This is a genomic window from Pseudomonas sp. RIT-PI-AD (assembly GCF_025642785.1).
In the GTDB taxonomy this organism is placed as follows: Bacteria; Pseudomonadota; Gammaproteobacteria; order Pseudomonadales; family Pseudomonadaceae; genus Pseudomonas_T.
The window spans coordinates 1-13,354 of sequence record NZ_JANZKU010000045.1 but is presented as its reverse complement, the minus strand read 5'-3'; the positions used below and the strand labels follow the sequence as shown (position 1 = coordinate 13,354).

Sequence of the window (13,354 nt, the reverse complement as noted above, 5' to 3'; positions counted from 1 at the left end):
GGAAGGGCGCCATCCGCCCTACGGTCGAGGGGGACGGGTAGGGCGTCTGTCTCGGAGGATTGCTTGGCGGATGGGCGGGGTGCCATAGCCGGAGTGGCGCGTCGTCGGAGAAGGCCCAGGTAGGACGCCCGCCTTTCTTCACCCTCCGCGATGCGGAGGCTTTCCTCCCGCACCCATTTCCGCCAGCATGGACGGCCCTTTCGCCATCGAGCCCCGCCATGCCGCGCCTGCCCCTGCTGTTCGCCCTTCTGCTGCTAGGCGGCGTTTCGACGGTCCATGCCGAGGGTTACATCGCCCGCCTGCTGGACAAGCCGGTCCCCGGTGGCGTCGCGGTGGTCGACCTCGGCGCAGGCGCCCAGGCCCCGCGGGCCAAGTACCAGGGCAAGCCGGTGCTGGTGGTCCATGAAGAGGACAAGCGCTGGCTCGCCATCGTCGGCATTCCCTTGAGCGTCAAGCCCGGCCCGCAGCGGCTGGAGGTGGAGGGCGCCGCGGGCGCACGGACCTTCCAGGTCGGCGCCAAGCACTATAAAGAGCAGCGCATCACCTTGAAGAACACGCGTCAGGTCAACCCCCTGCCCGAAGACCTCAAGCGCATCGAACGCGAGCTGGCCGAGCAGACCCGCGCCTACCGCAGTTTCAGCGCCGGCACGCCGAGCAACCTGGCACTGGACAAACCGGTGAACGGTCCGCTGTCCAGCCCCTTCGGCCTGCGCCGTTTCTTCAACGGCGAGGAGCGCAACCCGCATTCCGGCCTGGACTTCGCGGTGCCGGCCGGCACGCCGATCAAAAGCCCGGCGGCGGGCAAGGTGATCCTCATCGGCAATTACTTCTTCAACGGCAATACCGTGTTCGTCGACCACGGCCAGGGCTTCATCAGCATGTTCTGCCACATGTCGAAGATCGACGTGACGCTCGGCCAGAGCCTGCCGCGCGGCGGAGTGGTCGGCCGCGTCGGCGCCACCGGCCGCGCCACCGGCCCGCACATGCACTGGAACGTCAGCCTGAACGACGCCCGCGTCGACCCCGCGATCTTCATCGGCGCCTTCAAACCGTAGGGCGGATGACGCTCACCTCATCCGCCAAGCGGCCCCTCCGGCAACGAAATGCCCGACTCCGCACGTCTTGCCCACGCCACGCCACGCCACGCGTAGGACGGATGACGTTTCCCCCATCCGCCAGGCGCGCACCCGACGAACGAAACGCCGGAACCCCGGCGTCGAGGCTCAATCCAGCAACGACAGGGTGATGGGCGTCAGGTGGTTGTCGATGACCCGCACTTCCAGCTCGCCTTCGCCCAGCCGCGCCTTGAGCGCCTGGCCGACGCGGGTCTGCTCGGCGCGGCGAATGGCCTGGCCGCGTTCGTCGAGCAGGATGCTGTAGCCGCGCCCGAGGGTCGCCAGCGGGCTGACCACGTTGAGCGTCTGCGCCAGCCCGTGCAGCCGCTGCCGACGATCCTTCAGGGTTTCGTTGATCGCCCGCGGCAGGCGCGCCTGCAAGTGCTCCAGGCGCTGCCGGAGCAGGTGCAGGGTGCGCCCCGGATGCTGCGCGGCGAGGCGGGTGTCCAGGCGGGCCAAGCGTTCGTGGGCGATGGCCAGGCGTCGGTCGAGGGCGCGGGTCAGGCGTTGTTCCAGGTCGTCGATGCGCTGCGACTGCTGCAATAGCCGTTCGCCGGGGTGGCGCAGGCGCCGGGTCAGGCCCTCCAGGCGTTGCGCGTCACGCTGCAGGCGATCCTGCATGCGCAGCAGCAGGCGTTGGCGAAGGCCGTCGAGGCGCTGGCGCAGGTCGGCGCTGTGGGGCGCCAGCAGTTCGGCGGCGGCGGACGGCGTCGGCGCACGCACGTCGGCGACGAAATCGGCGATCGACACGTCGGTCTCGTGGCCGACCGCGCTGACCAGCGGCGTCGCGCAGGCGTCGATGGCCCGCGCCACGGCTTCCTCGTTGAAGCACCAGAGGTCCTCCAGCGAGCCGCCGCCACGGGCCAGGATCAGCGCATCGAAACCCTGGGCGTCGGCCCGCTTCAGCGCGGCGACGATCTGTGCGGTGGCATCGCGGCCCTGGACGGCGGTGGGGATCAGGGTCAGCGCCACCTGCGGCGCGCGGCGGCGAAACACGCTGATGATGTCGCGGATCACCGCGCCGGTGGGCGAGCTGACGATCCCGATGCGCCGGGGATGGGCGGGCAGGGCGGCCTTGCGTTCGGCGGCGAACAGGCCCTCGGCGGCGAGCTTTTCCTTCAGCGCCTCGAACGCCAGGCGCAGTGCGCCGTCGCCGGCCGGCTCCAGCGAGTCGAGGATCAATTGATAGTCGCCGCGCCCCTCGAACAGCGAGACCTTGCCGCGCACCCGCACCGCCAGCCCGTCGCGCAGGGCCTGGCGGACCCGCGCCGCGTTCTGCCGGAACAGCGCGCAACGCACCTGGGCCTGGCTGTCCTTGAGGGTGAAATAGATGTGCCCGGAGGCCGGTTTGGCGAGGTTGGAGATCTCGCCCTCGACCCAGACCTGGGCGAACACGTCTTCCAGCAGCACGCGCGCGCGGCCGTTGAGCTGGCTGACGCTGAGGACTTCGCGGTCGAGGCCGAGGCGCTGGAAGGGGTCTTTGATCATGGGCGGCATCATAAGGCTTTCGATGAGGGGTTCGCCCGCCGGGGGACGAAAAAGTTCCAGGGGCTTTACCCAGCCTTTACCTATCCCTGACATCGCCGCCGCCGAGGACGGGGATAATGCCGACACGCCTCATTCCTTCCCCCAACGGTCCAATGCCATGCATCAGACACCTTCGCGCCTGTCCCACCATGTGCTGAACGCCGCGGCCTACCTGCTGTTCGTCGTGCTGGTGGGGTGCACGGGCTGGCTGGAAGTGAACCTCGGCGCGGCCGGCAGCTTCTGGCAGGACCTGGAAGCCGCCTACCTGCCCGCCGGCGATGATCCCCTGGTTGCCAGCGAGAACGGCTGGCTGGAGGCCGAGGCGTCGGCCCCGGCCTCCGGCACCGCTCCCGCGGGCGAGGCCGGCGCGCCCTTGGCGACCCGCCAGGCGCCGGCCTCGGCCTGGATCCGTCGCGATCCGGCCACACAGCCCACGCTTCCGCAGCGCCTGGACAGCGCCCGCGCGCTGCATCCGATCCCCACGGGCAAGGCCGCCAGCGGCAGCGCCACGAGTCGACGCCAGGCGCGACTCGACTCCGCGCCGTCCGACCGGGGCGAGTTCCGTGCGTCGGCGCCGCTCGAGCGGAACCCGAGCGGCCAGCGCTTCACCTTCTGAACCCCGCCCCCGCGGCCAGGCTCCGCAGGGCCGGACAAGGCCCTTTCGCAGACCGACGAAACGCCGATCCGGCCGCGCACCCGATGTATTGTCGCGTTGAGCGCGGGGCCCGTGCTGGGTATAATGCCGCGCTTCCTTTTTCCCGCCTGGGAGCCCCCGCCATGCTGCGCATCAGCCAAGAAGCCCTGACCTTCGACGACGTTCTCCTGATCCCCGGATATTCCGAGGTATTGCCGAAGGACGTCAGCCTGAAGACCCGCCTGACCCGTGGCATCGAGCTGAACATCCCGCTGCTGTCCGCCGCCATGGACACCGTCACCGAGGCGCGCCTGGCCATCGCCATGGCCCAGGAAGGCGGCATCGGCATCATCCACAAGAACATGGCCATCGAGCAGCAGGCCGCGGAAGTGCGCAAGGTCAAGCGCTTCGAGGCCGGGGTGGTGAAGGACCCGATCACCATCGACGCCGACGCCAGTGTGCGCGACCTCTTCGAACTGACCCGCCAGCACAACATCTCCGGTGTCCCGGTGCTGTCCAACGGCGATCTGGTCGGCATCGTCACCTCCCGCGACGTGCGGTTCGAGAACCGCCTGGAAGCCCGGGTACGCGAAGTGATGACGCCGAAAGAGCGGCTGGTCACCGTGCGCGAGGGCGCCGACAAGAACCTCGTGCGCGAACTGCTGCACAAGCATCGCATCGAGAAGGTCCTCATCGTCGACGAGGCGTTCGCCCTCAAGGGCATGATGACCGTGAAGGACATCGAGAAAGCCAAGGCCTATCCCTTCGCCAGCAAGGACGACGCCGGCAGCCTGCGCGTCGGCGCCGCGGTGGGCACCGGCGCGGATACCGCCGACCGGGTTGCCGCGCTGGTCGCCGCCGGGGTCGATGTGATCATCGTCGACACCGCCCACGGCCACTCCCGCGGCGTGATCGAGCGGGTCCGCTGGGTCAAGCAGACCTTCCCGCAGGTCCAAGTGATCGGCGGCAACATCGCCACCGGCGAAGCCGCCAGGGCCCTGGCCGAGGCCGGCGCCGACGCGGTCAAGGTGGGCATCGGCCCCGGCTCGATCTGCACCACCCGCATTGTCGCCGGCGTCGGCGTGCCGCAGATTTCCGCCGTGGCCAACGTCGCCGCGGCCCTCGAGGGCACCGGCGTACCGCTGATCGCCGACGGTGGCATCCGTTTCTCCGGCGACTTGTCCAAGGCCATCGTCGCCGGGGCCTCGGCGGTGATGATCGGTTCCATGTTCGCCGGTACCGAAGAAGCGCCGGGCGAGGTCGAGCTGTTCCAGGGGCGTTCCTACAAGGCCTATCGCGGCATGGGTTCGCTGGGCGCGATGGCCCAGACCCAGGGTTCCTCCGATCGCTATTTCCAGGATTCCTCGGCGGGTGCCGAGAAGTTGGTGCCGGAGGGCATCGAAGGCCGCGTGCCCTACAAGGGCCCGCTGTCGGCGATCATCCACCAGTTGATGGGCGGCCTGCGCGCCTCCATGGGCTACACCGGCAGCGCGAGCATCGAAGAGATGCGCACCAAGCCGGAGTTCGTGCGGATTACCGGCGCCGGCATGGCCGAATCCCACGTCCACGACGTACAGATCACCAAGGAAGCGCCCAACTATCGCGTGGGTTGATTCCGAGCTTGTAGGACGATACGGGGCTGCAGCCGTCATGAAACGTGCAGCCCCGCGTCATTTGTGAATTCCGCACAGAGAGATGGCCATGGCCCACGACATTCACGCCCACCGTATCCTGATCCTCGACTTCGGCTCCCAGTACACCCAACTGATCGCCCGCCGCGTGCGCGAGATCGGCGTGTATTGCGAACTGCATCCGTTCGACATGGACGACGAGGCCATCCGCGAATTCGCGCCTCGCGGGATCATCCTCGCCGGCGGCCCGGAGTCGGTGCATGAGCTGGGCAGCCCGCGCGCGCCGCAGGCGGTGTTCGACCTGAACGTGCCCATCCTCGGCATCTGCTACGGCATGCAGACCATGGCCGAGCAGCTCGGCGGCAAGGTCGAGGGCTCGCAGCTCCGCGAATTCGGCTATGCCAAGGTGGACGTGGTCGGCAAAAGCCGCCTGCTCGACGGCATCGAGGATCACCTGGACGACGACGGCGTGTTCGGCCTCGACGTCTGGATGAGCCACGGCGACAAGGTGGTGCAGTTGCCCGAGGGCTTCCACGTGCTCGCCAGCACCCCGAGCTGCGCCTTGGCCGGCATGGCCGACGACGTCCGCGGCTGGTACGGCGTGCAATTCCACCCGGAAGTCACCCACACCAAGCAGGGCGGGCGCATCCTCTCGCGCTTCCTCCTGGACATCTGCGGCTGCGAAGCCCTGTGGACCGCCTCGAACATCGTCGAGGACGCGATCCGCCAGGTCCGCGAGCAGGTTGGCGATGCCAACGTGCTGCTCGGCTTGTCCGGCGGCGTCGATTCCTCGGTGGTCGCGGCGCTGCTGCACCGCGCCATCGGCGAGCAATTGACCTGTGTGTTCGTCGACAACGGCCTGCTGCGCCTGCACGAGGGCGACCAGGTGATGGCGATGTTCGCCGAGAACATGGGCGTCAAGGTGATCCGCGCCGACGCCGAGGCGCAGTTCCTCGGCAACCTCGAAGGCGAAGCCGATCCCGAGAAGAAGCGCAAGATCATCGGCCGCACCTTCATCGACATCTTCGATGCCGAGGCCAGCAAGCTGCCGAATATCCAGTTTCTCGCCCAGGGCACCATCTACCCCGACGTGATCGAGTCGGCCGGCGCCAAGTCCGGCAAGGCCCACGTGATCAAGTCGCACCACAATGTCGGCGGCCTGCCCGAGGAGATGAACCTCAAGCTGGTCGAACCGCTGCGCGAACTGTTCAAGGACGAAGTGCGCAAGATCGGCCTGGAGCTCGGCCTGCCCTACGACATGGTCTATCGCCACCCCTTCCCCGGCCCGGGCCTGGGCGTGCGCATCCTTGGCGAGGTGAAGAAGGAATACGCCGACCTGCTGCGTCGCGCGGACCACATCTTCATCGAAGAACTGCGTAAGGCCGACTGGTACCACAAGGTCAGCCAGGCCTTCGTCGTGTTCCAGCCGGTGAAATCGGTCGGCGTGGTCGGCGACGGCCGCCGCTACGCCTGGGTCGTCGCCCTGCGCGCGGTGGAAACCATCGACTTCATGACCGCCCGTTGGGCACACCTGCCCTACGAACTGCTGGAAACCGTCAGCGGCCGCATCATCAACGAAATCGAAGGCATCTCCCGCGTCACCTACGACGTGTCGAGCAAGCCGCCCGCGACGATCGAGTGGGAATGATCCCGCGTCCGGCACTGCCCGGCACGATCTAGCAAAAAAATGCCCTGAAGCCCGCGTAATTGCGGGCTTTTGGCTTTTTGGATCTGGAAAATTCGGGTAGCGTTCTGCATCTCCAAGCACGGTGTTTATGTGGCATGGTGCGGGGTACTGATTGCACCCAATGTCATGCGTGACGCTCAACACCATGTCTCTTGGTCCAGGGTTAGCATGGTATCGAGTTGGCCTAAAGGCCCGGTTTTACTGGGGATGGACCCCATTTTCCGCACTTTTCAGGGCATGGTATTTTTTCATGGAAATAGTGGAAGCCATGCTCACCGATACCAAGCTTCGAAATCTCAAGCCCCAGGAAAAGCTCTACAAGGTAATTGACCGTGACGGCTTGTACGTGGCCGTCACCCCAGCCGGCTCAATCTCCTTTCGCTATAACTACTCCATCAATGGCAGGCAAGAGACCATTACCTTCGGTCGTTATGGCTTAGGGGGGATCACTTTGGCAGAGGCTCGCGAGCTGCTAGGGGAGGCGAAGAAGTTGGTCGCCGCTGGCAAGTCTCCAGCTAAGGAAAAAGCACGCGCGAAGGCGCGCACGAAGGGCGCTGAGACCTTTGATGCTTGGGCTGAAAAGTGGCTGCGAGGCTACCAGATGGCGGACTCGACACGAGACATGCGCCGATCAGTCTACGAGCGCGAGTTGAAGCCGAAATTTGGCAATCAAAAGCTGGCTGAAATCACTCATGAGGATCTGCGAGCGCTGACGGACGCGATAGTGGAGCGGGGCTCGCCTGCAACCGCCGTCCACTCACGGGAGATCGTGCTGCAAGTCTTCCGTTGGGCTATTGAGCGTGGCCAGAAGGTTGAAAATCCGGCAGATCTGGTACGGCCTGCCAGCATCGCGAAATTTGAGCCACGCGACCGTGCGTTGACGCCCGATGAAATTGCGCTGATGTACCAGTACATGGACAGAATCGGTACCGCGGCCTCGGTTCGTGCAGCGGCCAAACTCCTTCTGCTGACGATGGTGCGCAAGAGCGAGCTGACCAATGCAACGTGGAGTGAAATCAGTTTCAGCGAGGCGCTATGGACGATCCCCAAAGAGCGGATGAAGCGTCGTAACCCTCATTTGGTGTTTCTGTCCCAGCAGGCATTGGATTTCTTCATCGCGTTGAAAACCCTGGCAGGAGGTTCAGACTACGTTTTGCCGTCACGCTACGACTCTGATTTGCCAATGAGTGCGGCCACGATCAACCAGGTACTAACGCTCACCTATCGTTTGGCCCAAAAGGAGGGGGTGCCGCTAGGCAAGTTCGGCCCTCACGACCTGCGACGCACTGCCAGCACGCTGCTGCATGAGGCGGGCTACAACTCCGACTGGATCGAGAAGTGCCTCGCGCACGAGCAGAAAGGCGTGCGCGCCGTTTACAACAAGGCCAAGTACCGGGATCAGCGTCGTGCGATGTTGCAGGATTGGGCGGATATGATTGATGAGTGGACGTTTAAGAAATTTCGGAAAATAAATGGATAGCTTGTATGATCCCTGCCGTCATTTCAGCTATTCGCTTAAAGGAAAATTATCCTGGACTTGATAGGGTCGCACGCATGGCTAAGGGGCGAAAGCGACCGTTTACGGCCGGCAGCGGACGGCCAAAAACGGACGTTGCGATTGCATCAAATAAATCTGTCCCTTTCTCTCCATAGACAATATTTTACAAGAAGCGAGCTTAATCAAAAAATCTGCATAACAAGGAGGTCGGGTACATGTTTTCAGAACAGTTTATTTCGCTAAGCGACATATATCTTGCCTATCGCAAGGCAAAATCAGAAGCTTTCTATGACAACCTCCACCCCAGCGCTATTTCATATGTAGAGTTCGAGAGGAGCTTGCAGAAAAATATTGAGTCCATTTACCAATTGATAACAAATGGCTCTAGTGAGTGGTGGCAGAGCAAGGACTTAATTGGCGGTCATCTCTATGTTCCTAAGTCACTAGACGACTCTCCTTGGAACAACATTGAGTCAGCGCACTTCCGCTCCATCGACCCTAATCTAGATTGGGAGCAAAGATTCTCTGACAATAATAAGCTTAGGCTCGAGGCAAAGTATCGCCTAATCATCACCCCGACGGTAGCTTTCCAAATAATTTCTGTTTTGTGGATAATGAAGGCTGGTCATAAATTTGAAGAAAAGCTAGATAAAAACCTATCTTTCGGAAACAGACTTCGACGTAAAAAGCATGCCCTCGAAGACTTCGGTCCATTTAATGGGCCAGTTAATGAGGATTCATCCGGCCTTTTTTCCCCTTACTTTTCGGCGTACAGAAACTGGCGGCAGAAGGGGCTGGATACGATGCAGCAACTGGTTAAGGCAGGGGGGGCTGTAACTGCTATCACCATGGACTTGGCAGGCTTTTACCATAATGCATCTCCAAACTTTCTGCTTAAACCATCCTTCCTGAAAGCAATCAACGTAACACTGAGTCCGGATGAACTTAAGTTTACTCAGTTAATCCTAAAATCTATTGAATATTGGTACAAACAAACCCCGGACTTTATGGATCGACCGGAAGGGGCTTTGCCAGTGGGGCTATCTGCATCCAAGGTAATATCAAACGTATTGCTATTCGAGCTAGATCAACAAATACAAAGCGGAATTAATCCAGCTTACTATGGAAGGTATGTGGACGATATTTTTTTAGTGATAAACACGCCGAACTCATCGCCAAGCGGAAATCAAGTTCTTGAGTTCATATCAAAAAATGTGCAATGCATAAGAATTGATCGAGCGGCAGGCAAGCCGCCAGGATTAAAAATCAAATTTAACTATGCTTCAGATTCTGATCTAAGGTTTACAGCAAGTAAGCAAAAAATATTTAGCCTGTCATCCGAGCACGGCCTTGACTTGATCAATCAAATTTCAAGTCAGATTAGAGCGCAGTCAAGCGAGTATCGCATGCTACCTGAGGTGCCTAGATCCTCAGCCGAAATGGCAGACAAAGCACTGCTAGCATCTTCAGATGCGTCATTGATCGCAGATGCCTTACGAAAAGCAGATGTAGTATCAATTAAGCGACTTGGGCTATCCCTACTCATAAGGGATATTGAAAGCTACTCATCCGACTTGGCTCGCCCTGAGTGGATGGAACTGAGAACACAGTTTTACGGGCTCGCACACAGATACCTAGTTACACCAAGAGGGCTGTTTGAACTGTTCGGATACTATAAGAGAGTTTTATCACTTATGGTTTCTAACTACGACTTCAGTGAGGCTGAAAAATTCATCACTAATTTGTACTCATGCTTTGATCTCATACAAAAAACCACGATCCAAGAAAAGGGAAGAGCGCAACGTATTCAATCATGCAAGGCTTACTTTGAAAAAGTGCTTCTTCAGGCTTCCTTGCAAGCCGCCGGGGCCAAAAATTTTGACAAATGGGCTCAGCTCCGTCTTGTGCTGAAAAAACTATTCGACCACTCGGACAGTCACAGAATAGATATAAAAAAGAAAAACCTTAAAGCACTAACTGAAAGTTTCCTGCTTGCAGACCTAGGAGGAAGACCATATAAGGAATACTGGTACTATGGCCAGGATCAGGATATCAGAAAAGCGAGAGTTCCAAGAAGTATCGATGTTCGTCGAGTATTGCGACTAGCGTCTATCCGTAAATTCCAGAAGTCGGCTGATCTTAAATTGCCGCACTGGCCTGCTCTTGCATTTCCGACTCGTCCGCTAAATGTTCAAGAGATTGCGCTAATATCTCCCGCAACTCTAGATAATAATCTTCTTTTCCGTCGAAGTATTTGGGGGCTGCGGGGGGCGAAAGTCCGGACTAATGGCTTCATTGGACGCAACATAGGTGATGATGGCTATTACATATCTATCCCAACAAAGAAAAAAGAAAAAACCTACGTCGCACTCACCAATTTTGAAACCACTGTACGTCAATTCCAAGGGGCTTTAGCAAAAGAGCCTGATCGGAGCCTTGTTAGATATGAAAAAGTCAACCGATTAATAAATAGTATCTTGCGTGCAAGCCGCCAGTCAGACTATGTAGTCTTTCCTGAGTGTTCATTACCCAGGCGCTGGGCAATGAGCGTTGCTGCAAAGCTTGCCCAGCAGGGTATTTCTCTAATTGCGGGAATTGAGTATTACTATCATAAAAATGGTGGTCGTATCATTAGAAATGATTCCCTTGTTTCGCTAGCAACTAGGTGGCCAGGCTACCCAAGCAATATTGTATTTATGCAGCCAAAATTGCGCCCTTCACACGGAGAGGCTGAGCTTATTCGAAAAGCAAAAGCCCGACAATATATACCCAAAAAAGAGAATGAAATTTTACCAATCTATGAGCATGGCAAATTTCATTTCGGCGTACTCATTTGCAGTGACATGACTAACCCGGAAAACAGAGTTCGCTTTCAGGGAAAAGTAGATGGCCTATTCGTACTGGAGTGGAACCCTGACGTTAAAACTTTTAGCTTCTTAGTTGAAGGGGCGGCGCATGATGTGCACGCCTTTATTGTCCAGGTAAACAATAGGCTATATGGTGACAGCAGGGTAAGAGCACCATATAGAGTAGAGCATATGCGTGACTCGGTAAGAATAAAGGGTGGGATTGAAGACTATTTCGTTATAGCTGAACTTGATTTTAATTCCCTAAGAAAGTTTCATCGGAAGCGAAATATGAATGACAAGGAGGCTGTTTTCAAACCAACCCCTATAGGATTTCAAATGTCACCTAGAAGAAAGAGATAAATATTTTCTAGAGTCATGCAAGCTGACTGTCCGGACTTCGTCGCCTATCATCTTGTGCGATCTGGAAGACAATTAGTCGTCAGGCTGTATTTTGTGTCGTCATTTTGTGAAGGCTAAGTTATTTCGATTTTAAGCGTGATGTTTTTAGCTAGACGAAATGAGAGCGGGTTTATTTAATCCGCTCGTAACTTCCTTTTTTGACGCTAGCTATCGATAGTGGAAGCGGTCTTTGCCTTTAATTCATGCGAAATACTGATTAGGCTGGGGGTAGGTTGCTTTTATGTTGAATGCTTAAGTGTGGTCACGTGCATGTAATTACACTGCTGCGGTCGGAAGTCGAAAGCTATCAGGAATTGAGCGAATAGCTTTGGACACCGCTTGGCGCTCTACCTCCAATCTGCGAGCAATCTCTGACTGGTTGAAGCCAAATTTTTGAAGGACGAGAATTTGCTTTTTTCGGTCGGTTAGCTTTATATCCACCATCACTCGAGCGAGATTTCTTAATTCCGCTTCGTCCGCTAGGTGTAGGGTTTGGTTAAGCATGTATCGAAAAATATACGCGTCGACGAGCTCGTCACCTGACTTTGCCTTAGGCTCTGATCGTATCGCGCATTGTCGGCTCAATCTGGTCAGCTCTAGGTCGAACTGCGCTACAGATCTCATTGCTTGCCTGTATGCCGGGTTCCAGCGTCCATCTGCTGTCTTTGGGCGGTGGGTGGTGCAGTACAGGTTGCTCAGGCGTAGGTGTTCATCAAGGTCACGCTGACCTTGACCTTCTGCGAACAATGCTAGCTCTGCTCGCGTGCCGCAGAATCTACAAAATCCTTTCAAGCGTTGACCGTTCAAACCGCCCATATCCTGGTTAGACGGTTGCTTGCGCTTACATGCCAGCACCAGTTCTATCAACGTCTCAAGCGTCGCAATGAAGCATCGATCAAGTCCCGACTGCTCGTCATGGGTCAGAACAAAGGCTCGTAGCAGTTGACGCTGTAGGCGGATCATAGCGGCAACGCCAACCAGCTGCATAATCACGCTGAACGCTACATTCGTTCCTGCTCCGGGTATATGGCCCTGATAACGCGATGGAAGCGTTTCGGCATATGCCGCCACGGCAGGGTCGATAAGATCTTCGACCAGGCGAACGATCGGATAGCGTTTAGATGCTGTGGAATAGGGTTCCCAGCGATCAAGGAATCGGTGTAGGGCCTCTGTGACGGAGGCGTCACACCCCTCCCAAATAGCTATGGTTGATTGTTTTTTCATGTCAACCATTCTAGCCAATCATTCTGTCGAAGCAATAGGCACATAAAGGCACGATCAGGCACACATTCGCTGTGACTGGTAGGGCCTAGCTATGCATCTATTCGAGCAAAAAACTCATCGATAAAAAGACACTCCTGGCGATGATTCCGCTATGTGAACGCACGATCTATAACTTTGAAATGAAGGGTAAATTCCCACGTCGCATTGCGGTGAGTAGCCGCAAGGTCGTGTGGGATTTGGCCGAGGTGGAAGAATGGATTGATACATGCAGGGAGTCTGGCCCCGCTCCCAGGCCAGGAATGGCAGTCTGAACGGTGCGGATCGGGCCTGAGACCAGGTCGACATCGGGTCCTTACTCAGACACTGCAAACGCTCTGGTAGAGATGAATGGCGCAAGTTCACAGCTTGCGCTTTTCAGTTCTCAGGACGAAGCGCAGATGTACCACGATAGTAAGAGAGCCGGTTTTTTTCTTTGCTCGTCGACTCCCGAGGTGAAAAGCGCCAGTCTTCTCATCGTTTGGCTGATATACCGAAAGTGCTCAGTTTATTGGACAAAAAATGTGACACGTGGATGTCCCAGGCAGAGTTCATTCGACCCAATAGGCGAGTCGTTAACCTTCTGCGGCTTGGCCTGCTGTTCGCTGATCTCGACACCTACCGCGTGCCCGCGCTGGCTGGGCGCACGCCTGACCAGCTCGCCGAGTCGGTGCTGTACTTTTGCTCCGAGGAAGGCTTGCCGGTGCCGTCCGTGCTGATCTACAGCGGCCGAGGCATACAAGCCAAGTGGTTG

The 13,354-nt window shown here is 58.1% G+C and carries 9 protein-coding genes and 1 pseudogene; 8 read left to right on the top strand and 2 right to left on the bottom strand.

Annotated elements, in window-relative coordinates; all coding sequences use genetic code 11:
- Positions 1–218 precede the first annotated feature (218 nt).
- The gene (locus tag OGL92_RS21585; RefSeq protein ID WP_263147829.1) at positions 219–1,055 is read left to right on the top strand and encodes a peptidoglycan DD-metalloendopeptidase family protein; all 837 of its coding nucleotides are present in this window, start codon (positions 219–221) and stop codon (positions 1,053–1,055) included.
- A 168-nt stretch (positions 1,056–1,223) separates the two neighbouring features.
- On the opposite strand, the gene xseA is transcribed toward OGL92_RS21585, so the two are convergent.
- A complete protein-coding gene (gene xseA / locus OGL92_RS21580) occupies positions 1,224–2,603 on the bottom strand; it encodes an exodeoxyribonuclease VII large subunit (RefSeq protein WP_263147826.1) in 1,380 nt (459 codons plus the stop codon).
- A 157-nt stretch (positions 2,604–2,760) separates the two neighbouring features.
- Here xseA and OGL92_RS21575 point away from each other — a divergent pair, with 157 nt between their 5' ends.
- The 5 genes from OGL92_RS21575 (at position 2,761) to OGL92_RS21555 (ending at position 11,301) form a co-directional block, all read left to right on the top strand.
- The gene (locus OGL92_RS21575; protein WP_263147823.1) at positions 2,761–3,258 is read left to right on the top strand and encodes a hypothetical protein; all 498 of its coding nucleotides are present in this window, start codon (positions 2,761–2,763) and stop codon (positions 3,256–3,258) included.
- A 161-nt stretch (positions 3,259–3,419) separates the two neighbouring features.
- Positions 3,420–4,889, top strand: coding sequence for an IMP dehydrogenase (gene guaB / locus OGL92_RS21570; RefSeq protein ID WP_263147821.1), 1,470 nt, complete (start codon positions 3,420–3,422; stop codon positions 4,887–4,889).
- 88 nt (positions 4,890–4,977) lie between these two features.
- Positions 4,978–6,555 (top strand): glutamine-hydrolyzing GMP synthase, encoded by a 1,578-nt coding sequence (guaA, locus tag OGL92_RS21565; protein WP_263147819.1) that lies wholly within the window; start codon positions 4,978–4,980, stop codon positions 6,553–6,555.
- A 307-nt stretch (positions 6,556–6,862) separates the two neighbouring features.
- Complete coding sequence (locus OGL92_RS21560; RefSeq protein WP_263147832.1) at positions 6,863–8,074, top strand: site-specific integrase; 1,212 nt, start codon at positions 6,863–6,865, stop codon at positions 8,072–8,074.
- Between the two features lie 233 nt (positions 8,075–8,307).
- Positions 8,308–11,301, top strand: coding sequence for a hypothetical protein (locus tag OGL92_RS21555; RefSeq protein ID WP_263147816.1), 2,994 nt, complete (start codon positions 8,308–8,310; stop codon positions 11,299–11,301).
- Between the two features lie 315 nt (positions 11,302–11,616).
- Here the strand turns inward: OGL92_RS21555 and OGL92_RS21550 are convergent, their stop codons facing one another.
- Positions 11,617–12,564, bottom strand: a complete 948-nt coding sequence (locus tag OGL92_RS21550) for a LuxR family transcriptional regulator (RefSeq protein ID WP_263147814.1) — start codon at positions 12,562–12,564, stop codon at positions 11,617–11,619.
- A 95-nt stretch (positions 12,565–12,659) separates the two neighbouring features.
- Here OGL92_RS21550 and OGL92_RS21545 point away from each other — a divergent pair, with 95 nt between their 5' ends.
- A complete protein-coding gene (locus tag OGL92_RS21545; RefSeq protein WP_346659505.1) occupies positions 12,660–12,875 on the top strand; it encodes an AlpA family phage regulatory protein in 216 nt (71 codons plus the stop codon).
- A gap of 161 nt (positions 12,876–13,036) precedes the next feature.
- A pseudogene (locus OGL92_RS21540) lies at positions 13,037–13,354 on the top strand (replication protein); the annotation flags it as partial.